The sequence below is a fragment of the Amycolatopsis sp. NPDC004747 genome (assembly GCF_053601335.1).
Genome location: NZ_JBSGBQ010000008.1, coordinates 140,831 through 161,547 on the forward strand (window position 1 = coordinate 140,831; position 20,717 = coordinate 161,547).

19 protein-coding genes are annotated in these 20,717 nt (G+C 71.8%); 8 read left to right on the forward strand and 11 right to left on the reverse strand.

What is annotated here, in order from left to right; genetic code table 11:
• Positions 1–33: 33 nt before the first annotated feature.
• The 6 genes from ACWEGE_RS15415 to ACWEGE_RS15440 all read left to right on the forward strand — a co-directional run bounded on the left by ACWEGE_RS15415 (position 34) and on the right by ACWEGE_RS15440 (position 5,468).
• Entirely contained in the window at positions 34–654 is a 621-nt protein-coding gene (locus tag ACWEGE_RS15415) for a hypothetical protein (RefSeq protein WP_449661082.1), read from the forward strand.
• A gap of 19 nt (positions 655–673) precedes the next feature.
• Positions 674–1,336: a Crp/Fnr family transcriptional regulator gene (locus ACWEGE_RS15420; protein WP_449661083.1), complete on the forward strand. Its 663-nt coding sequence runs from the start codon at positions 674–676 to the stop codon at positions 1,334–1,336.
• A gap of 78 nt (positions 1,337–1,414) precedes the next feature.
• The gene (locus tag ACWEGE_RS15425; protein WP_449661084.1) at positions 1,415–1,687 is read left to right on the forward strand and encodes a hypothetical protein; all 273 of its coding nucleotides are present in this window, start codon (positions 1,415–1,417) and stop codon (positions 1,685–1,687) included.
• A complete protein-coding gene (locus tag ACWEGE_RS15430; RefSeq protein ID WP_449661085.1) occupies positions 1,684–2,307 on the forward strand; it encodes a hypothetical protein in 624 nt (207 codons plus the stop codon). Before ACWEGE_RS15425 ends, ACWEGE_RS15430 begins: the two co-directional genes overlap by 4 nt.
• Before the next feature lie 63 nt (positions 2,308–2,370).
• Positions 2,371–3,627, forward strand: coding sequence for a glycosyltransferase (locus tag ACWEGE_RS15435; protein WP_449661086.1), 1,257 nt, complete (start codon positions 2,371–2,373; stop codon positions 3,625–3,627).
• The gene (locus tag ACWEGE_RS15440) at positions 3,627–5,468 is read left to right on the forward strand and encodes an ArnT family glycosyltransferase (protein WP_449661087.1); all 1,842 of its coding nucleotides are present in this window, start codon (positions 3,627–3,629) and stop codon (positions 5,466–5,468) included. The genes ACWEGE_RS15435 and ACWEGE_RS15440 overlap by 1 nt, the downstream gene beginning before the upstream one ends.
• Before the next feature lie 20 nt (positions 5,469–5,488).
• On the opposite strand, the gene ACWEGE_RS15445 is transcribed toward ACWEGE_RS15440, so the two are convergent.
• Complete coding sequence (locus ACWEGE_RS15445; protein ID WP_449661088.1) at positions 5,489–5,917, reverse strand: nuclear transport factor 2 family protein; 429 nt, start codon at positions 5,915–5,917, stop codon at positions 5,489–5,491.
• A gap of 125 nt (positions 5,918–6,042) precedes the next feature.
• Here ACWEGE_RS15445 and ACWEGE_RS15450 point away from each other — a divergent pair, with 125 nt between their 5' ends.
• On the forward strand, positions 6,043–6,756 hold the full coding sequence (locus tag ACWEGE_RS15450) for a PP2C family protein-serine/threonine phosphatase (RefSeq protein ID WP_449661089.1): 714 nt from the start codon (positions 6,043–6,045) through the stop codon (positions 6,754–6,756).
• Between the two features lie 49 nt (positions 6,757–6,805).
• On the opposite strand, the gene ACWEGE_RS15455 is transcribed toward ACWEGE_RS15450, so the two are convergent.
• The 9 genes from ACWEGE_RS15455 to ACWEGE_RS15495 all read right to left on the reverse strand — a co-directional run bounded on the left by ACWEGE_RS15455 (position 6,806) and on the right by ACWEGE_RS15495 (position 15,964).
• A complete protein-coding gene (locus tag ACWEGE_RS15455) occupies positions 6,806–7,282 on the reverse strand; it encodes a DUF2127 domain-containing protein (RefSeq protein WP_449661090.1) in 477 nt (158 codons plus the stop codon).
• A gap of 26 nt (positions 7,283–7,308) precedes the next feature.
• The gene (locus ACWEGE_RS15460; RefSeq protein WP_449661091.1) at positions 7,309–7,737 is read right to left on the reverse strand and encodes a hypothetical protein; all 429 of its coding nucleotides are present in this window, start codon (positions 7,735–7,737) and stop codon (positions 7,309–7,311) included.
• On the reverse strand, positions 7,719–7,922 hold the full coding sequence (locus tag ACWEGE_RS15465) for a zinc finger protein (RefSeq protein WP_449661092.1): 204 nt from the start codon (positions 7,920–7,922) through the stop codon (positions 7,719–7,721). Before ACWEGE_RS15465 ends, ACWEGE_RS15460 begins: the two co-directional genes overlap by 19 nt.
• 325 nt (positions 7,923–8,247) lie before the next feature.
• Positions 8,248–10,596: a GH92 family glycosyl hydrolase gene (locus ACWEGE_RS15470; protein WP_449661093.1), complete on the reverse strand. Its 2,349-nt coding sequence runs from the start codon at positions 10,594–10,596 to the stop codon at positions 8,248–8,250.
• Positions 10,597–10,678: 82 nt separating this feature from the next.
• The gene (locus ACWEGE_RS15475) at positions 10,679–11,041 is read right to left on the reverse strand and encodes an IPT/TIG domain-containing protein (protein WP_449661094.1); all 363 of its coding nucleotides are present in this window, start codon (positions 11,039–11,041) and stop codon (positions 10,679–10,681) included.
• Between the two features lie 195 nt (positions 11,042–11,236).
• The gene (locus ACWEGE_RS15480; protein ID WP_449661095.1) at positions 11,237–12,685 is read right to left on the reverse strand and encodes an amidohydrolase; all 1,449 of its coding nucleotides are present in this window, start codon (positions 12,683–12,685) and stop codon (positions 11,237–11,239) included.
• A 188-nt stretch (positions 12,686–12,873) separates the two neighbouring features.
• Positions 12,874–14,436 (reverse strand): ABC transporter permease, encoded by a 1,563-nt coding sequence (locus ACWEGE_RS15485; RefSeq protein WP_449661096.1) that lies wholly within the window; start codon positions 14,434–14,436, stop codon positions 12,874–12,876.
• Positions 14,433–15,341: an ABC transporter ATP-binding protein gene (locus ACWEGE_RS15490; protein WP_449661097.1), complete on the reverse strand. Its 909-nt coding sequence runs from the start codon at positions 15,339–15,341 to the stop codon at positions 14,433–14,435. Before ACWEGE_RS15490 ends, ACWEGE_RS15485 begins: the two co-directional genes overlap by 4 nt.
• Before the next feature lie 2 nt (positions 15,342–15,343).
• Positions 15,344–15,964: a TetR/AcrR family transcriptional regulator gene (locus ACWEGE_RS15495; RefSeq protein ID WP_449661098.1), complete on the reverse strand. Its 621-nt coding sequence runs from the start codon at positions 15,962–15,964 to the stop codon at positions 15,344–15,346.
• Positions 15,965–16,199: 235 nt separating this feature from the next.
• Here ACWEGE_RS15495 and ACWEGE_RS15500 point away from each other — a divergent pair, with 235 nt between their 5' ends.
• Positions 16,200–19,433: a S8 family serine peptidase gene (locus ACWEGE_RS15500; RefSeq protein ID WP_449661099.1), complete on the forward strand. Its 3,234-nt coding sequence runs from the start codon at positions 16,200–16,202 to the stop codon at positions 19,431–19,433.
• A 46-nt stretch (positions 19,434–19,479) separates the two neighbouring features.
• Here the strand turns inward: ACWEGE_RS15500 and ACWEGE_RS15505 are convergent, their stop codons facing one another.
• A complete protein-coding gene (locus ACWEGE_RS15505) occupies positions 19,480–20,652 on the reverse strand; it encodes an ROK family protein (RefSeq protein WP_449661100.1) in 1,173 nt (390 codons plus the stop codon).
• Positions 20,653–20,717 lie beyond the last annotated feature (65 nt).

A 20,717-nucleotide genomic window follows, 5' to 3' on the forward strand; every position in this document is an offset into this window, starting at 1 on the left:
ACTTCAGTTTTGATCTGAAGGCAGGAGCAGGCCATGAGTATCCCAGCGCAACACGTCCCCCTCCACCGGGCCATGGTGGCGGTCGACATCGAAGGCTCGACGACGCGGACGAACCCGGCGAGGGCCCAGCTCCGCACCGTCCTGTTCGAGCTGCTGGACGAGGCCTTCCTGGCCGGGGGGATCACCAAGAAGTTCCGCGACGAGTTCGTCGACCGGGGCGACGGCGCGCTGTGCCTGGTCCGGCCGGTCGACCAGGCCCCGAAGCCGGTGCTGCTCACCACCGTCGTCCCGACGCTGGCGCTGCTGCTGGAAAGACACGCCGAGAGCCATCCCGAGCTGGCCTTCCGGCTCCGGGTCGCCGTGCACGCCGGCGAGGTGCACTACGACCGCCGCGGTCCCTACGGCGAGGACGTCGACATCGTCTGCCGCTTCGTCGACGCCCGGGAGCTCCGGCGCCAGCTGAGTCTCACCGCCGCCCCGCTCGTGCTCGTCATCTCCCCGGAGATGCACCGCTCGGTCGTCCGGCACGGCTACCCGGGGATCGACCACCGGACCTACTTCCAGACCGTGCCGATCAAGGTCGGCACCCAGCGGCTCCGCGGGTGGGTGCACTCGCCGGAAGCCGTCCGGCGCCAGGAGGACATGACCGCGTAGCGCGAAAGAGGTGGGGACCGTGGAACCGACGGGCTTCTGGGCCGGACTGGCCCCGGCCGATCGCCGCAAGCTGGCGGAAGCCGCCACGCGGCGGACCTTCCGGCGCGGGCAGATCGTGTGCCGGGAAGGTGACCTCTCCAGTGTCGTCCTGGTGCTGCTGACCGGGCACGTGCGGATCGTCCACGGCACGCCGGACGGCCGCGACGTCGTCGTCGGGGTGCGGGGTGCCGGTGACGTCATCGGAGAGCTCGCCGCGATCGACGACCGGCCGCGCTCGGCCACCGTGGAAGCACTGGACGACCTCGACGTCCTCGAAATACCCGGCGACCGGTTCGCCGCGCTGTGCCAGGCCCGGGCGCGGATCTCCTGGGCGCTGCTGCTGGTGCTCTCGAACCGGCTGCGGTCGGTCGGCAGGCAGTGGCTGGACGTCGGCGGCGGGACGGTGGCGCGGCGGGTGGCGGCACAGCTGATGCAGCTGGCCGTCCAGCACGGCGTCCAGCGCGGGGACGACATCCGGATCGCGGTGCCGGCCACCCAGGCCGAACTGGCGATGACCGCGGCGATCTCGCGGGAGTCGTGGGCGCGGGTGACCCGCGACCTGCGCCGCCGCGGGGTGATCAGCACCGGCCGAAGACAGGTGACGATCCACCACATGGCCGAACTTCGACGACTGGCGAACTGATTCCGCGCTCTGTGTCTCCTGACACAGAGGAAACGGTGCGCCGGAGGTTTCCTGGATCCACGGCAGAGGAGGGCTTTCATGGACCCCTACACCACCGCACCGGGCCGGAGCCGCTGGCGCCGGGGCGTTTACGCGGCCGGTCTCGTCATCCCCTTCACCGCGTCCCAGGTGTGGGCGCTGCTGGTGCTGCTGCGGCTCGCCCCGCTCGACGGGCTGGTGGGGCAGGCCTTCGTCCTCGTCCTGGTGGGCTCCGCCGTCGCGATCTGGGCCGGCTGGCGCTGGACCTGGCAGCTCGGGCGCGACCGCGACATCAAGCCCGAGCCCGCCCCGAAGACGCGGATCCCGACATGACGTCCGGGCCAGTGATCGTCGCCGCCCTCGTGCTGGCCGCCGGTGCCGGACGTCTCTTGCGCCACCTCGGCGGCCTCCTCCGCCGCCGTCCGACCGAAAGGAGCACGGAAATGACCGGCACGTCCCCGACCTTCCCGCTGCGGATCTACCACTGGCGCTGGGAAATCCTGGCCGTCACGCTGCTCCCCTACGGCGTGGTGACCTTCGCGCTGTGGGCCGGTCCGCTGTGGGCGTCGGCGGTCCTCGCCGTCGCGTTCGGCGTCGCGGTGCTGCGGCGCCGCCAGGTCCGGGCCCGGATCCACGCGATCCGCCTGCAGCACCGGCTGCGCGCGGTGTTCCCCCACCTGCGCCTGCCCGGCGGCCGCCTCCCGGCGATCCTCTGGAGCCGTCCCCGCGGCGGTGACATCGAAGTGTCCCTGTACGGCCGTGAGGCGTTCGAGCACCTGCACCGCCACCGCACGGTGCTGGCGGCCGCGTGCGCGGTGCCGGAGGTGTACGTCGACCGCCACCCGAGGTACGCGAGCCTCGTGACGCTGACGATCAGCCCGACGGCCCCGAAGCGCGAACCGGGTCGCGCTTCGCTGCCGAGCAACGTGGTCCCGCTGCGCGCCCACAGCTGACCGCACAGGAACCGCACAGACGGCACACACGATCACCAAAGCGGCGGCCGCGACCGTGGGGGCATGACAGCCACCGCCCCCGCATCGCGGCCCGGGACCGGCCCGGTCGACCTGGCCGGCCCGCGGCCCGTTCTCGACGTCGTCATCCCGGTCTTCAACGAAGAGGCCGACCTCGAACCGTGCATCCGACGGCTGCACGCGTACCTGGCCGAGCACGTCTCCTACCCGTACCGGATCACCGTCGCCGACAACGCGAGCACCGACGCGACGCTGCCGGTGGCCGAAAGGCTGGCCCGGGAATTCCCGGAAGTGGCCGTCCACCACCTCGAGGAGAAGGGCCGCGGCCGCGCGCTCAACGCCGTGTGGCAGGCCTCGGACGCCGCCGTGCTCGCCTACATGGACGTCGACCTCTCCACCGATCTCGCCGCGCTCGGGCCGCTCGTCGCGCCGCTGCTGTCCGGGCACTCCGATCTCGCCATCGGCAGCAGGCTCGCCCGGGGGGCGCGAGTGGTGCGAGGCCCGAAACGCGAGTTCATCTCCCGTTGCTACAACCTGATCCTGCGCTCGACGCTCGCGGCGAAGTTCAGCGACGCGCAGTGCGGGTTCAAGGCCATCCGCGCCGACGTCGCCCGCGAGCTGCTGCCGCACGTGGTGGACACCGGCTGGTTCTTCGACACCGAGCTGCTCGTGCTGGCCCAGCGCGCCGGGCTGCGGATCCACGAGGTGCCCGTCGACTGGGTCGACGACCCCGACTCCTCGGTCCACATCCTGCGGACGGCCACCGAAGACCTCAAGGGCATCGCCCGCGTCACCAAAGCCACGTTCACCGGCGAGATCCCGGTCAGCAGGCTGCGCGAGCAGCTCGGCAGGCAGCCCATCGGCGTCGACGCGCCGGGCGTGCCGCCACGGCTGGTGACGCAGCTGGTGCGGTTCGCCGCGATCGGCGCCGGCAGCACGCTCGCCTACCTCGTGCTCTTCCTGCTGCTGCGCACGGTCGTCGGCGCGCAGCCGGCGAACTTCGCGGCGCTGCTGGTGACGGCGGTCGGGAACACCGCGCTGAACCGGCGGCTCACCTTCGGCATCCGCGGCCGGGCCGGCGCCGGGCGGCACCAGTTCGAAGGGCTGATCGTGTTCGGCCTCGGGCTCGCGCTCACCAGCGGCTCGCTCGCGCTGCTCAACGGATCCACCACCCGCGGGCTCGTCCTGGAGCTCACCGTGCTGGTGCTGGCGAACCTCGCCGCCACGGTGCTCCGGTTCCTGCTCCTGCGCGGCTGGGTGTTCCACCCGCGCCGCCAGGCCACCACCCAGAAGGAGTACTGATGACCGCCGTCCTGCCCGTCCCGGTGTCCGAACCCCGGCACCGCAGGGAGTCCGCCGCACCCGCACCGCCGCGCTGGGTGCGCCCGGCGGTGTTCGGGCTGCTGGCCGCGACCGCCGTGCTGTACTTCTGGAACCTCACCGCCTCCGGCTACGGCAACTCGTTCTACGCCGCCGCCGTCCAGTCCGGCACGCAGAGCTGGAAAGCGTGGCTGTTCGGCTCGCTCGACTCCGGGAACGTGCTGACTGTCGACAAACCGCCCGCGGCCCTCTGGGTCGGCACGGCGTTCGCCCGGGTCTTCGGCTTCTCGAGTTTCACCGTGCTGGCGCCGCAGGCGCTGATGGGCGTCGCGTCCGTCGGGATCCTCTACCTGACGGTGAAGCGGACTTCGGGCCCGATCTCCGGGCTGCTGGCCGGCGCGGTGCTGGCGGTGACCCCGGTCGCGGCGCTGATGTTCCGCTTCAACAACCCGGACGCGCTGCTGGTGCTGCTGATGGTCGCGGGCGCGTACTTCGTCGTGCGGGCCACGGAAACGGCGAGCCCGCGCTGGCTGGCGCTGGCCGGGGTCGCGATCGGGTTCGGCTTCCTGACCAAGATGATGCAGGCGTTCCTGGTGCTGCCGGCGTTCGGCCTGGCGTACCTGATCGCGGCACCGGCGTCGCCGGGCAAGCGGCTGCTGCACCTCGGCGGGGCGGTCGTCGCGCTGGTCGTCTCGGCGGGCTGGTTCATCGCGCTGGTGGACCTGTGGCCGGCGTCGTCGCGGCCGTACATCGGCGGGTCCGAAGGGGACAGCCTGCTGGAACTCGCGCTGGGCTACAACGGTTTGGGCCGCATCTTCGGCGGCGGCGAAGGCGGCGGCCCCGGCGGTGGCGGGGGCGGCGGGAACACCGGTTTCGGCGGGGCGTCCGGGCTGTTCCGGATGTTCGGCTCGAGCTTCGGCACGGAGATCTCGTGGCTGCTGCCCGCCGCGGTGATCGGCCTGGTCGCGGGCCTGTGGTTCACCCGCCGCGCGCCGCGCACGGACCGGACGCGCCTGGCGCTGGTCCTGTGGGGCGGCTGGCTGGTCGTCACCGCGCTGGTGTTCAGCTTCATGAGCGGCATCGTGCACCCGTACTACGCGGTGGCACTGGCCCCGGCGATCGCCGCACTGGTCGCGATTTCGGGCCGCGCTCTGTGGCAGGGCCGGGCGCACCTCGCGCCGCGGGCGGTGCTGGCCGGGATGGTCGTGGTGACGGCGGTGTGGTCGTTCATCCTGCTGGACCGGACGCCGGAGTGGTTCCCGGCGCTGCGCTGGATCGTCGCGGTGCTGGGGGTGCTGGTCGGGACGGTGCTGGTGATGGGCGTGCCGGGCGTTCGCCGGGCGGCCGCGGTGGTCGCGGCGGCCGTCGTGCTGACGATCGGGGTCTCTTCCGCGGCGTACGGCGTCGAGACGGCGTCGGTGGCGCACAGCGGGTCGATCCCGACGTCCGGCCCGACGTCGAGCGCGATGGGTGGCTTCGGTGGTTTCGGTGGCTTCGAGGATTCGTCGAGCGCGGTCGGTGCGCTGCTGGCCAAGACGACGACGAAGTGGGCGGCGGCGACGACGGGTTCGCAGAGCGCGGCATCCTTGGAGCTGGCGAGCGGCAAGGCGGTGATCGGCATCGGCGGCTGGAGCGGCTCCGACCCGGCGCCGACGTTGGCCGAGTTCCAGGCGTACGTGGCCGCGGGCGAAGTCAAGTACTACGTCGAGGGCGGCCGGGGAGGCGTCCCGGGCGGCGGTTCGTCGGAGATCACGGACTGGGTGACGGCGAACTTCACCGCCACCACCGTGGACGGCCAGACGGTGTACGACCTGCAGAGCTGAGGATCGCGCGAAGGGGCCCCTCACGGCCCCTTCGCGCGCAGGTGGTGGCTGATGTCGCCGACGAGGTCGACCGTCGCCCGGCGTTCGGTGAAGCGCCAGCCGTTGTTCTCGCGGGTGAAGCGGTCCTGGTAGCGGCCCGCCGCGATCGTCTGCAGCGGGAAGCCGGGGACCGCCTGCAGCACCGTGAAGTACGAGCGGCCGGACGCTTTCGAGCCGGACACCTCGAGGGCCACGTTCGTCGTGACGTGCTTCGTCTTCGGCGTCCGGTCCGCGTACACGATCACCGACTCGCGCAGCATCCGCTCGACCTCCGCCGCGCCCCGCACCACGCCGCCGCTGCCGACGAACGCACCCCGTGCGAACAGCTCGCCGACCCCGGCGAAGTCTCCCGCGTCGACCAGCGATGCGTAGGAAAAGATCAGGTTCTCCAGCGCCCGGTAGTCGTCCACGAGACCGAGCGTACCGAGAAGGCACGAGGATCTTCCGCACCTCGGCGGGCGGGTACCCGCAAAGTCTCAGCCGCCCCTTAGGTTCGGGGCGGATCATGGAGGCCGGAGGGGATGAGGAGGCCGCGATGATCACCACACGTCCGGGTTACCCACGGTGGCACACCGCGAGCGCGCAGGGGCCGCGCGCACTCAACGCCGACGCCGTCGGGGCGTATGCGGCAGCCGGCGGCCCCGGCATCGCGTTCGCCCTCGCCGACGGGGTGGGTGACGACCCTGCGGCCGCCCGCGCCGCCCGCACCGCCGCCGCGGCCGCCGCCCGCACCCCAGTCCACAAAGGACCGGTCGAGGCGGTGCTCGCCGCTCAGCGGGCGGTGCGCGAGCAGACGCTCGGGGACGCGGTCCTGGTGGTCGCGATGCCGTCCGGGAACGGCGGCTACCGCATCGCCTGGGTCGGCGACGCCCGCGCGTACGCCTGGAACGGCACCGCGCTGAGCCTCCTGACCACCGACCACACGCTCGCCGAGTACTTCCGCGCCCGCCACCAGCCGGTGACGCCGAGGATGGAGCACGTCGTCACCACGAGCGTCCGCACGGCGGAGGAGCAGGAGATCGGCACGGCGGAAACCACGAGCACGGGGCTCCTGCTGACCAGCGACGGCGTCCACAAGCCGCTGACGGGCACGGGCATCCGCGCGGTGCTGGCCCAGCCGGGAGCGGGCGCGGCGGAGCTGGTCGAAGCGGCACTGTCCCGCGGCGGCTCGGACAACGCAACGGCCCTCTACGTCGAGCCGCTGGAGGTCGTCGACCGCACGACGGTCCGATTTCCCGTCGCCGCGTGAACCCGGCCCGCCGCGCTGAGGTACGGGCTCGCGTTCGCCGCAGCGCCGCCTAACCGCGTTTCAGCTGCCGGTACTCCCGCAGCACCAGAACGATGATCACCACGTCGAGGGCAGCGAAGAACGGCAAAGCGATCGAGTGGGTGTGCACCGCCCGGAAGATCTCGTAGACCACGAACGCGGTGAGAACGACCGCGGCAACGGGATACGCCCGCACGATCTTCCGGGCGAGCGCCCACACCAGGCCGAGCTTGATCAGCCCATGAGCGAGCAGGTACGCGACGGCGAACGTCTTCGTGTCGCCGTGGAGGAAGTTCTCCGTCGCCGACTCGAGGTGGCGGGCAAGGGTGCCCGACGGGTCGCCCAGCAGGTCACGCGTGATGACCGCGTGGGTGAACCCGCTGACCGTCGAGGCGGGGATGAACGCCAAGATCAACGCCCCGACGACCTGCAGCCCGCCGTCGAGGCCCTTGATCGCGATCGCGACGCGGAAGAACCGCTCGGTCGCCGTCGTTTTCTGCTCGGACATACCCCCAGCTCAGCAGAAACGGCGGATCAGCGCACGTGGAGGCACTTTTCGCACCGTTCGTGCCGCGCTGTCCGGCCGGTCGGGTCCGTCCCGTAGAAGGGGATACAGGCCGCCCCGCAGACGGCGAGGAAGATCGGCCCGCACCGGAGGGGGCGCGGGCCGACCTGGTGGGCGACGGCGAGCGCGCGCCGCCGTGCGCCCGCTTCGGGGAGCCAGCCGTGGTCCGGGAGGCCGGCCCGGACCTCGGCGTCGAGCTCGTCGGCGCGGGCGACCAGGTCGCCGCCGAGATCGGCGAGCCGCTCCCCCAGGTCGCGGAGGATGTCGGGGCGCGGCACCTCCTCCCCGACGGTCCTGGCCAGCCACGCCAGATCGGGGCCGAGCGAAGCGTGGAGATCGCGGATGCGCTCCAGCAGCCGCTGGTCCCGGCCGGCATCGGTCAGCACCGCGCCAGCCACGCCGACTCGCATTCGGCGCAGGTCGGATCGAACCAATTCCCCCCGAGCTGCGGAACATCCCGCACCGCGACCGTCACTTCCGCGCCGCACAAAGCCACGAACTGTTCTTCCGGGCGCGGAGGGAACGGCCCATCGAGCGCGTGGCGCTTTCCCTCCGCCTGCTGCCACCTCAACATGGTGACCATTGAAACTGTCGCGGCTGGTTGACACCAACACACTGAGGGAGTGGTGATCGGGGGTTTGCAGTATCAGACCATGAAACAGACTTCTTCGAATATCCGCACCGCCGAGCGGACTGCCCGAATGCGAACGAACCGCGACCACGCTAACCAATTGGGCGCTGAACTTCAGCAAGGCCCGCTCCGCGGGCCGGCTCACCGTCTCGCGCCAAGCCTGGTCAGCCGCCCTGTGCCGGCTTCGCTGAAGCCTCCGCCCGGTTCCCCTCTCCCGCCCGCAGGCCGCTCGACCGCCGAGCGGCCTCCCCGGGTGCCGGGGAGGCCGCTCCCTTCGTCACATCGCGGGCGGCGCCGAGGCGGTGCCCCACGCCGTCGGGCGGTCGCTCACGGAGAACCGGATCTTGCCCGCGCTCAGCAGGTCGGCGTGGGAAATCCAGCTGCGGTCGTACCCCAGGTGTCCGATTCGGACGTCCTTTGTGTACTGAAGCTTCCCCGCGCTCGCGCCGGGGGCCTCGATCTCGATCTTGCGGCCGCCGTCCGGGCGGATCTCGACCTTCTCGAACATCGGCGTGCTGAGCAGGTACGTCCCGGAGCCCGGCTGGGCTTCGAAAACGCCCGCCATGCCGAACACCAGCCACGACGAGATGGTGCCGAGGTCGTCGTTGCCGGGCATGCCGTACGGCGTGTCCGTGAACAGCGTCCGCGCCGCGCGCAGCACGGCCGAGGTCTTCCACGGCGCGCCCGTCCAGCTGTACATCCAGGGCGCGTGGAGGTCGGGCTCGTTGTTCGGGTTGAAGGCGAAGTTGTTGTGGTAGTCGTACGCGCCGTGGACCCACGAGTCCTTGGCCGCCTTCGCCGGGTCGGTGAGCAGCAGCGGCAGGTCGAAGAAGGTGTCGAGCCGCTTTTCCGCCTGCGCCGGGCCGCCCATCAGGCCGAACAGCTTCGCGGTGTCCTGCTGGGCGAGCCACTGGTACTGCCACGGCGTGCCCTCGTGGAACCCCGTCGACTGCGCCGGGTCGGGGTCGCCGACGCCGGTACCGTCCGCCGCGCGAGTGCGTGGGAAGCCGGTGAAACCGTGGGATTCGACGCCGGCGTCCCACAGCTTCGCGAAGTTGCCGCAGCGGGCCCGCAGCGTCGCCGCCTTGTCGCGGTAGCCCAGCCCGGAGGCCATGGTGGCCAGCGCGCAGTCGGCGAGGGCGTACTCGAGGGTCGCCGACCCGGCCTGGCGCGTGTCGCCGTAGGTGTAGCCCGGGAGGTCCTGGTAGCCGATCCAGCCGTTCCGCACGTACGTCGGGTTGCCGTCGCGGCCGCGGAAGATCGACTGGTCCCCCGGCACTTCGTTGGCGTTGCGCCACAGGGCGTCGAACAGCTGACGCGCGGTCCGGTCGTCGAGCAGGCCGCGGCGGTAGTTGTCGACCACCCACGGCGTGACGGGGTCGCCGCTCATCACGTTCGTCTCGCCGCCGGCGAGCGCCCAGCGCGGCACCCAGCCGCCGTCCTGGTAGATCTTGAGGACGGACCTGGTCATGTCGGCGGCCTTGTCCGGGTGCAGCAGCGCGACCAGCTGGTTCTGCGAGCGGTAGGTGTCCCACAGCGAGAACATCTGGTAGTAGGTGTCGCGGCTGCGGTGCACGGCGTCGTCGAAGCCGCGGTACGAGCCGTCCACATCGGACCCGACGGACGGGTGCAGCAGCGACCGGTACAGCGCGCTGTAGTAGGTGCGCTGGTCGGCGGTCGTCCCGCCGGCGACGCGCATCCGGTTCAGCTCGTCGCGCCAGGTGTCGTGGGCGGCTTTCCGGGCCTTGTCGAACGACTTGGGCTGCTCGGCGCCGCGGTTCAGCCGGGCGCCGTCGATCGAGGTGTAGGAAAGCCCGACCGAGGCGCCGACCTGGTTCTCGTCGGTGCCGAAGGTGAGCCACGCCCCGGTGCGCCGGCTGCCGAGTCCGGCGTCACGCCGGTTCGGTGTCAGCTGGTCGTCGGTCCAGGTGCCGAAGCTCGTGAACTTGCGGTCGAACTTGGCGCTGAAGAAGACCTTGTAGCGCTCCTTCTGCGTCTCCCAGCAGAAGTTGCCGCCCTGCAGCCAGCCCTCGACGGTGTCGTCGCCGACGACGTGGACATCGCCGGCGTAGGTGTAGCCGTTGCTCTCGCCGACCTCGATGAGGACGTTTTCGCTGGTGGCGCCGCTGGGGAAGGTGTAGCGGTGCTGACCGGTGCGCTGGGTGGCGGTGAGTTCGGCTTCGATGCCTCCGGCGAGCTTGACGCCGTAGTACCCGGGCTGCCGGGTCTCGTCGGCGTGGCTGAACTTGGCGCCGTACTTCGCCGGGTCGCTCGTGGTGACGGCGCCGGTGGTGGGCATGAACCGGAAGTTGCCCATGGTCTGGCAGCCGACGCCGGAGAGGTGGGTGTGGCTGAAGCCGAGGGTGGTGTCCTGCGCGTAGTCGTAGGAGGCGTACTTCTTGAGCTGGGTGTCCGGGCTGAGCTGCACCATCCCGAAGGGCGTGGTGGCGCCGGGGAAGGTGGTGCCGTCGCCGTTGTTGCCGATCGAGGTGTCGACGAGCGTGGTGGGGTCCTCGGCGAACCGGGGGCCTCGGGCCTGGGCCGGGGTGGCGAGGGCCACCGTCGTGGCGCCGGCGAGCAGGGTGGCCAGAACGCGCGTCCCCGTTCTTGGGGTGCACAGCCTCATCGGTGTCCTCCTGACAACGTTGTCACATCCACGGTGGGATCTTTTCCGTTGTCCGGTGGACAAATCAAGGCCTGAAGGTCGGTCAGCGGAAGGTGAACTTCGTCGCGTCCGTGACCGGGGAGGAGCCGGCCGCGGTTTCGGCCACCACGTCGACCTCGGCGGGATAACGGTCCGGCCGGGCCGGCACGGCCACGACGACCTCCCAGTCGGACGGCGGTCCGATGGGCGTCGCCGGGAGCGTCCCGAAATGGATGGACGCTTCCGCCAGGCCCTTTCCCTTCACGGTCACCGCGGTCCCGGTCGGACCTTCTCCGGGGCTCACACCGGTGATGACGGGCGACGGCGGAGCGGGACGGGGAGCGCCGGTTCCGATTCCGGCCTCCGTTTCGATGGCGGTCTGCGCGGTGCGGGAACCGAAGTAGAAACCGATGACCAGGCTCAGCACGGTCAGGAGGGAAGCGATGATCGTCTTGCGCAGGTCGGGTGCGTCGTCCGCCGAGACCCCGATGAGCGAATCGGACGACGTGGAAGAGCTGGGAGAACTCTGAATCGGATCAATTTCTTCATGGGACCGAAACTTCGACCGAGATTTCCCCGCCGTCCGGTGCGCCGGTTCGGGAAAACCCCGCCGGTTGCCCGTTCAGACCTGGTGGGTCACGTGCCCCCCGACGAGCGTCGCCGTCACCGGGAGGGCTCGCAAGTCCGCCGGGGACAGCGAAGACGGGTCCGCCGCCGTCACCATCAGGTCCGCGACGTCGCCCACCGCCACCCCTCGGCGGCCACCGGACGACGACGCCAGGGCCTCTTCGAACGGGATCGCCTGCTCCGGGTGCCACGGTGGGCGGTCGTCGTCCGTTCGGGAGATTGCCGAGGCGATGCCGTCCCACGGGTCCAAGGGCGCCACCGGGGCGTCCGACCCGAACTCCAAGCGGGCACCCGATTCCAGCAGCGACCGGTACGGGAACGCCCGCGAAGTCCGGCCGTGCCAGTGGCGGTCCGCGACGTCGCGGTCGTCCGGCTGGTGCGACGGCTGGACCGCCGCGATCACGCCCAAGGAAGCGAACCGGGGAACGTCGGGAGGGGCCAGCAGCTGCGCGTGCTCGATGCGGCCCGGGCAGCCGACTTCCTCGAACGCGTCCAGCGCGATCGTGTTCGCCCGGTCGCCGATCGCGTGGACGGCCGGGAGCAGGCCGTGGTCGAACGCCCGCCGCATCAAGGGAATCAGCTCGGCCGGCGGGAGTTCCAGCAGGCCGGGGGAATCCGCGCCCGGGTACGGGTCGTGGCAGTAGGCCGTGCGGGTGTTGAGGGAACCGTCCACGAAGAGCTTGAACGGCCCCACCGTCAGCAGGCCGCCGGAGTCCGGCAGGACGTCGCCCGTGCGGTGCCCGCGCTCGATGGCCCGGTCCAGCAGGTGCTTCGCGATGACGCACGAGATCCGGGCCGCCGGCGCTCCCCGGCGCGTCCAGTCCGCCACGGTGTCCGCGTATTCGTAGTCGACGATCTGCGTCACGCCCCGCGCGGCCGCCGCGGCCACCGCCTCCGCCACCCACCGGTCCTGGACGTCGATCGCCGCCGTCGGGAGCTGGGCCGTCGCGGCCATGCAGTCGCCCTCCAGCAGGACGCCGGTCGGGTGGTCGCGGCCGATCAGCTTCAACGCCGCCGGGCTCAGCCACAGCGTGTGCAGGTCCGCGCTGAACAACGCGACCGCACGCCCGGGCAGCGCCCGCTGCAGCAGGTCCTTGTGCGGCTTGTCCGGCCACAGCGCGTCGCGGAACCCGGCGCCCACGACCAGTTCCGTCTGCGGCGCGGGGGTCGCCAGCAGGTGCGCCAGCAGCAGCTCGATCGCCTCCCCCGCCGAGCGGGCCGCGTCCAGGGGGATGCGACGCCGGAACGTCGCCCACTGCACGAGGTGGACGTGCGCGTCGACGAGCCCCGGCAGCAGCGTCCCGCCGTGCCCGTCGACCACCCGCGCGGCGAACCCGGTGGAGCCCGGTTCGGTGATCGACGTGACCCGGCCGTCGTTCACCCGGACGTCGGCGAGGTCCCCGCCGAGACCCGGCCGGACGCGGCGCAGCAGGAGATCATCCATGCGGACAACCTTGCCAGCCCGACCCGTCCGGGTGAAGCGGCGCTTGAAAGTGAAATAACGGGGGTACTAGCCACGTTGTAACCACTGGCAGCCGTCGCCCGCCGAAGGGTCAGGGCCGGTTAGGAGCGCCGCCTTCACAAGCCGCGCAGGGTTCGACTCCCTCGGTTGCCACCAGACGCAGGGACGCTTCAGCCCGCCGGCATGTCCCGTCGCCGCAACGCGAACAGGCCGCCCGTGCCCACCGCCAGGGCGATGGCGGCCAGCCAGAGCGCCGGTGCCACCGAAAACGGCGAGCCCGGCAACCTCGGCAGGTGCTGGAACGGCGAAATCCCCAGCACCACGTCGTTCCACCGCAACGCCGTGCCCACCAGCGACAACAGCAGGAACGCCGCCAGCAGGCCCCAAGCCGCCGCCGAATACCGGGGGACGAAGCCGATCAGCACCACGGCCAGGCCCGCGAGGACCCACACCGCGGGCAGCTGGGCCAGCGCCGCCGGGACCAGCCCGAAGCCGCTCCCGTACGCCGCCCCCGTCGCCCAGCCCGTCACCGCCAGCACCACCGCCGGGCCGGCGAACGCGAACGCCAGGTGGGCCAGCGCCCAGCCGACGCGCCCGACCGCCGTCGCCAGTACCGGTTCCGCGCGGCCCGCCGCCTCCTCCGCACGCAGCTTCAGCGCCGCCTGCACCGCGTAACCCGCCGCCGCCAGGCCGAACAACGTCATCGTCCCCGCCAGGTAGGCGTCCATCACCGCGCCGCCCCCGCCGACGCGGGCGAACACGTCCGCGACCGCCCGGTTGTCCCGCATCATCTCCGCGACGTTCTGCGCGACCCCGCCCATCAGCAACCCGACCAGACCCAGGCACCCGGTCCAGACCAGCAGCGTTCCCCGCTGCAGCCGCCAGGCCAAGGCCAGCGGCGAGCGCAGTGACGGCTTCGCGCCGGAACGCCCGAGCCGGGCCGGCAGCAGTGCCGCGCCGAGGTCCCGGCGCGCCGCGAGAGCGACGGCCACGACCACCAGGGCGCCGGTGGCGATCACGCCCAACCCGAGCACCCACCACTGTTCCCCGGCGAACGGCCGCAGCCGGTGCGCCCAGCCGATCGGCGACAGCCACACGAGCCGGCCCGCTGCCTCGCTGCTGTCCCCCGCCGCGCGCAGCAGGAACGCCGCCACCAGCACGCCGATCCCGATCCCCCGCGCCCCGCTCGCACCCCAGGTGAGCTGGGCGACGACCGCGCCGACCCCGGCGAACACCCAGCCGGCCAAGGAAAACCCGAGACCGAGGGCCAGCGCACCGGCGAGCGGCTCGCCCTGCGCGGCGACGCCGAGCGCGGTCAGCAACCCGAACACCAGGCACGCACCGCAGGTGGCGAGCACCGCCGCGGCCAGCCCGGCGTGCCGGCCGACGACCGTGGCGCCGGTGAGCTCACGGCGGCCCGCTTCTTCTTCGGTCCGGGTGTGCCGGACCACGGTGAGCAGCGCGATCAGGCCGACGACGACCGGGACGAACCCGCACTGCCAGGCCAGGAGGTTGCCCACCGACGAGCCGTACAGCGGGCCGTTGCGCACGACGAAGGTCGCGCTCGAGGAGTTGAGGTCGTAGAAGTGCTGCCGCGACGCGGCATCCGGGTACGCCGCCTTGATCGACGACAGGTAGCCCACCGGCGCGAGCGCGAGCCCGGCGATCCAGACCGGCATGAGCAGGCGGTCGCGGCGCAGCACCAGCCGCAGCAACGCCCCGGTGCCGGTCATCGCGCCGCTCCGACCGGCTCGTCGTGGCGGTAGTGGCGCAGGAACAGCTCTTCGAGCGTCGGCGGCCGGCTCACCAGGCTCCGCAGCCCGGCTCCGGCGAGGTGCCGCATGACGTCGTCCAGCGCCGCCTGGTCGACGGACAGGTGGACGTGCGAGCCGTAGGAACTCAGGTCGTGCACGCCCGGCAGCGAGCCGAGGTCCGCCGGCACCTGCGCGAGCGAGGCGTCGATCGTGATCCGGCCCAGGTGCCGCAGCTCGTCCAGGGTGCCCGACTCGACCGTGCGGCCGGCCCGGACGATCGTGACGCGGTCGCACAGCGCTTCGACCTCGGAGAGGATGTGCGAGGACAGCAGGACCGTCCGGTCGCCGCGTTCGCGCTCCTCGGCGACGACCTCCCGGAAGACCTCCTCCATCAGCGGGTCGAGCCCGGACGTCGGCTCGTCGAGCACCAGCAGCTCCACATCGGACGCCAGCGCGGCGACCAGCGCGACCTTCTGCCGGTTGCCCTTCGAATACGTCCGGCCCTTCTTGCGCGGGTCGAGGTCGAAGCGCTCGACGAGCTCCGCGCGGCGGGCGGGGTCGAGGCCGCCGCGCAGCCGGCCCAGCAGGTCGATGACCTCGCCGCCGGTGAGGTTCGGCCAGAGGGTGACGTCGCCGGGGACGTACGCGAGCCGACGGTGCAGCTCGGTGGCGTCGGCCCAGGGATCGCCGCCGAGCAGCGTGGCGCGGCCGCTGTCGGCGCGCATCAGCCCGAGCAGGACGCGGATCGTGGTGGTCTTGCCGGCGCCGTTGGGCCCGAGGAAGCCGTGCACCTCTCCGGTGTGGACGGTCAGGTCGAGCCCGTCGAGGGCCCGTGTCCGGCCGAACGCCTTGGTGAGGCCGTCGGCGGTGATCGCTTCGGCCATCGTCATCCCTTTCTTTCAATGTCCATTTCGGACAGGACTTCGCGCGCCTTCTCGAGCAGCTCGGGCGCGGCGGGCGGGTGGGCCAGCAGGTGCCCGGCGGCCGCCATGATCCGCAGGGTGGCCTCGTGGGTGTTCGGGGTTTCCCCGAGCACGTTTGCCATGTGGCTGTGGAAGACGAACAGGCCGCCGGTCATCGCGACGAGCGCGGCCGCGGCGGCGCGCGGGTCGGGGCCACCGGAGTCCGTGGCGCGGAAGTACGCCTCGGTCTCGTCGACGACCTCGGCGAACTGCCGGGCCGCCGCTTCGGAGCCGTCGATCATGGCCCGGCCCAGGTAGCGCCGCAGCAGCAGCTGGCGCGGGTCGAACGTCGGCAGGAAACCGCCGTTCGCGACCCCCTTCTCGAGCGCTTCCAGCTTGAACCGCAGCAGCTCGTCGTGGACGTGGGCGTCGCAGGCCTCGCGCAGGCCGTCCTTGGAGCCGAAGTGGTGGCGGATCAGGCCACCGGAGACGCCGGCTTCCTTGGCGATGTCCAGGATCGACGTCTTTTCCATGCCGTGCTCGGCGAACAGGCGGATGGCGGCGTCGCGGATCCGGGCCCGGGCGGTGAGGTCTTCGGAGCTCATCAGCGTCCTATACGTACGTGTAGTCGACTACACGTGAATATAGCCCGCTATACGCGCATGTAGCAATGGGGAGATCTGGCCGGTCGGCAATCGTTTTCGTGACCGCCCAACCGGGCAGTGCATTAGGCCATTTGGCTCGCAACCAATTGCGGTCTATGGGCTAACTGTCTGATTGCTGACGAAGATCCCACCCTGTGTACTGCCGGTACGCATTTCTTCATGAAGGGTCGTTTCAGTGACACAGCACAGATCGCGCTGGAGACGGCGGGCCGGGATCACCGTCCTCGCCACCGCACTCGGCGCCTCCGTCCTCGGCGTCGCCGTCCCGGTGGCCTCCGCCCAGCAGGCCCCGCCCACCAGCGGCGCGGCCGACGGCAAGACCCTCGACGAGCACGACCGCGCACTCGTCGCCGAAGCCGAGAAGGCCGGGAAGCCCGACGTCACCCTGCTGATCGCCGCGGAAAAGGGCCAGACCGGCACCGCCGTCAACGAGCTCAAGGCCCTCGGCGGCGTCGTCCAGTCCACCGACACGAAGCTCGACTACGTGAAGGTCACCATCCCGCCGGACAAGGCGGAGAAGGCCGCGAAGCTCAAGTCGGTCAACGCCGTCGACGTCGACGGCCTCGTCTACCGCGACGACCCGAAGCCCGACGGCGCGACCACCCCGCTGCCGCAGCCGGCCCCGGGCAAGAACACCCCGCGCGTGAACCCGTACCTGCCGACCGGCGACACCTACGCGGCGCAGTTCGGCCAGGTCCTGCCCAACTGGGACGGCAAGGACACCACGGTCGCGGTGCTCGACTCCGGCGTCGACCTCGACTCCCCCGCGCTGGCCACCACCAGCCACGGCGAACGCAAGATCGTCGACTGGTACAACGCCAACGCCACCAACTCCGGTGACGGCACCTGGGTCAAGCAGTCCACCCAGACCTACACCGGCACGTTCACCGCGAACGGCAGGACCTGGACGGCCCCGGCGACCGGCGGCCCGTACACGTTCGGCGTGTTCGGCGAGACCGCGGGCGACCTGGGCGCCGCGGACAGCGAGACCGGCGGTGACATCAACCGCGACGGCGACCGGGCGGACTCCTGGGGCGTCCTGCTCGACCCCGCCACCAAGGAGGTCCGGGTCGACCTCAACGGCAACGGCGACTTCACCGACGAAAAGCCGATGACCGACTACAACAAGAAGTACGACGTCGGTTTCTTCGGCACCGACAACCCGGCGACCGACATCGCCGAGCGGATGGCCTTCGTGGTCCAGACCGACAAGCCGGGCTACGTCGGCATCGGCATCGCGGGCGCGGAGCACGGTTCGCACGTGGCCGGCATCGCCGCCGGCAACGACCTGTTCGGCGGCAAGATGGACGGCGCCGCCCCGGGTGCGAAGGTGCTGGCCGTCAAGGTCTGCCTCACCAGCTCCGGGTGCACCTCCTCGGGCCTGATCGACGGTGTCGTCTACGCGGCCAGCCACGGCGCCGACGTCATCAACATCTCGATCGGCGGCCTGCCGGCCCTCAACGACGGCAACAACGCCCGCGCGGAGCTCTACAACCGCACGATCGCCGAGTACAACGTCCAGATCTTCATCTCGGCCGGCAACAGCGGCGCCGGGGCGAACACCGTCGGCGACCCGTCGGTGGCCACGGACGCGATCTCGGTCGGCTCGTACATCACCAAGGAGACCTGGCTGTCGAACTACGGTTCGGTCACCCAGAACCCCGAGTCGATGCACCCGTTCTCCTCGCGCGGCCCGCGTGAGGACGGCGGTTTCAAGCCGGACATCATCGCGCCCGGCGCGGCCATCGCCACCGTCCCGCGGTGGGAGCAGCCGAGCCCGGTGCCCGGCACGTACACCCTGCCCGCCGGGTACGCGATGCTGCAGGGCACGTCGATGGCGGCGCCGCAGGCGACCGGCGCGGCCGCGCTGCTGGTGAGCGCGTACAAGGCGACGCACAACGGCCAGCGGCCGCCGGTGGCGCAGCTGCGTTCGGCGATCAAGTCGACCGCGCGGTTCGTGCCGGGCATCGGCGCGTACGCCCAGGGCGCGGGCCTGTTCAACGTCCCCGCCGCGTTCGTCGCGCTTTCGCTCAACCCGAAGCCGGACGCCGTTTCGACGTCGGTCGAGGTGCACACCGCGCTGTCGGGCCTGCTGGCCAAGCCGAACACGGGCGTGGGCATCCACGACCGCGAGGGCGTGACGGTCGGCAAGGCCTACAAGCGGACGTACACGATCACCCGCACCACGGGCTCGGCGCACCCGGTGCCGTACTTCGTGCGGTGGGTCGGCAACGACGGCACGTACTCCTCGGCCTCCACGGTGGTCCTGCCGCTGAACACGCCGGTGACGTTCGAGGTCAAGGTCGACCCGAAGAGCGCCGGGGTCCACTCGGCCCTGCTCTACCTGGACAACCCGCTGACCATCGGCATCGACGTGCAGACCCTGAACACGGTCTTCGCGCCGCAGGAGTTCGTCGCGGGCAAGGGTTTCCAGGTCGACGTCGCGGGCAAGGCCGCCCGCAACCAGGCGACCAGCTACTTCGTGCGGGTGCCGCAGGGCGCCAGCGCGCTGAAGGTGGACCTGGACGCCGGCGCCGGCGCCCCGGGCAAGGGCCAGGTGCGGTTCCTGCGGTACGACCCGACCGGTGTCCCGGCCGAGGCCAGCACCGCGACGACCGCGTGCTACCTGCCCGACGCGGGTGCGGGCTGCGCCGGCGGCACGCCGACCAGCCGGACGATCGCCAACCCGCTCCCGGGCGTGTGGGAGATCGTCGTCGAGGCGCGGCGGACCTCCGACGTGGCCGAAGCGCCGTACAAGCTGACGGCCGCGGTGCTGGGCACGGCGATCTCGCCGAACCCGGACACCATCGCGTCCGCCACGCTGGGCACGCCGATCTCGCGGTCCTACACCGTGCAGAACACGCTCGGCGCGTTCACCGGCAAGCTGGCCGGCGCCACGCTGGGCAGCGCGAAGACGCAGCGGCCGTCCATCGCCGAGGGCGCGCAGCAGCAGTACCAGATCGCGGTGACGCCGGGCTCGACGTCGCTGACCGCCACGATCGGCAACCCCGCCGTGGTGGGCACGGACCTCGACCTGGTGCTGTACAACTGCACGACGGGCTCCTGCGTGCAGGCGGGTGTCAGCGCGGACGGTGACTCCGAGGAGTCGGTGACCGTGCAGAACCCGGCGGCCGGGATCTGGGTCGCGCTCGTCGACGGGTACGCGGTGCCGGGTGGCACCACCGCCTACGACTACCTCGACGTGTTCACCAACCCGGCCTTCGGCTCGGTCGCGGTGACCGACGCCAACGCCCTGCGCGCGTCGGGCAGCTCGTGGACCGTGCCGGCGACGGTGACGGCCACGGCCGCCCCGGCCGCGGGCCGGACCCTGCGCGGTCAGCTGACCGTGCAGACCGACACCGGGGTCACGGTCGGCACCTCGCTGGTGCAGATCACCGCGGTCAGCTAGTTCCGCGAGTCCGTGAAGGCCGTCCCGGGAACCCCCGGGGCGGCCTTCACGCTGTTCCGGCTTCCTGGGCCCGGGTGACGAAGGGCGCCGGGTCGGCCAGGACGCGGTGGATGACCCGGCCGGCCGCGCCGAGGGTCGCCGCGTCCCCGCCGAGGCGCGAAGCGGTCAGGACCGGGGGCGTGCCGCGCAGGCCGCCCAGGCGCTTCGCCAGCACTTCCGACACCGGCCCGGACAGCCACGGGTACAGCTGCGTGAACACCCCGCCCAGCACGATGCGGTCGAGGTCCAGCAGGTTCACCGCCGACGTCAAGGCGACGCCGAGGGCGCGCCCGGCCGCCGTGCAGGCCGTCAGCGCCGGGTCGTCGCCGCGCTCGAGGGCGTCCAGCAGCGCCGGTACCGAAGCGGCGTTCGCGGCTCTCAGCAACGCTTCCTGCCCGGCGTAGGTCTCCAGGCAGCCGCTGCCGCCGCAGCGGCAGAGCTCCCCTTCCGGAGCAACCACCACGTGTCCCAGCTCGCCGGCGAGGCCCGTTGCGCCGGCATACAGCGCGCCGCCGACCACCAGGCCGGCGCCGATGCCGATTTCGCCGGACACGTAGAGGAAGTCGCGTTCGCCGTCGCCGTACCAGAGCTCGCCGAGGGCGGCGAGGTTCGCTTCGTTGTCCAGCTCGACCGCGACCGGGAGCCGCAGCAGGCCGGCCGGGCGGACGTCCTGCCAGCCGAGATTGGGGGCGCTGAACAGGACGCCGTCGCCGACCGGGCCGGACACCGCCAGCACCGCACCCGCCGCCTCGAGCCCCAGCCGGTGCGCCTCGGCCAGCGCCTCCGAAGCCAGGTCCTGCAGCTCCCCCAGCACCTCCTCCGGCCGCGAGCCGCGGTTGTCGCGGTCACGGCGGGCGGCGACCCGGACCTCCCCGGTGAGGTCGAGCACGCGCACGGCCAGGTAGTCGACGTTGACCTCCAGGCCCAGCGACGCCACCCGCGCTCCGCTGAGCACGAGGCCGACCCCCGGCCGGCCGCGTTCGCCGGCCCGGGCGGGGCCGGTCTCGGCGAGCAGGCCCGCGTCCACCAGGTCGCCGACGAGCTTGGAGATCGTGGATTTGGTGAGCCCGGTGACTTCGGCGAGCGCGGCCCGGGTGAGCGGGCCGCCGCGGCCGACCGCGCCCAGCACGACCTCGAGGTTGCGGGCGCGCATCTCTTCGTGCCGCACGGCCTGCGTCATCGTGTCCTCCCGCGAAGCACTCTAACCGGGCTCTTGACGCCGAGGACCGCCGCGGCGCATATTTA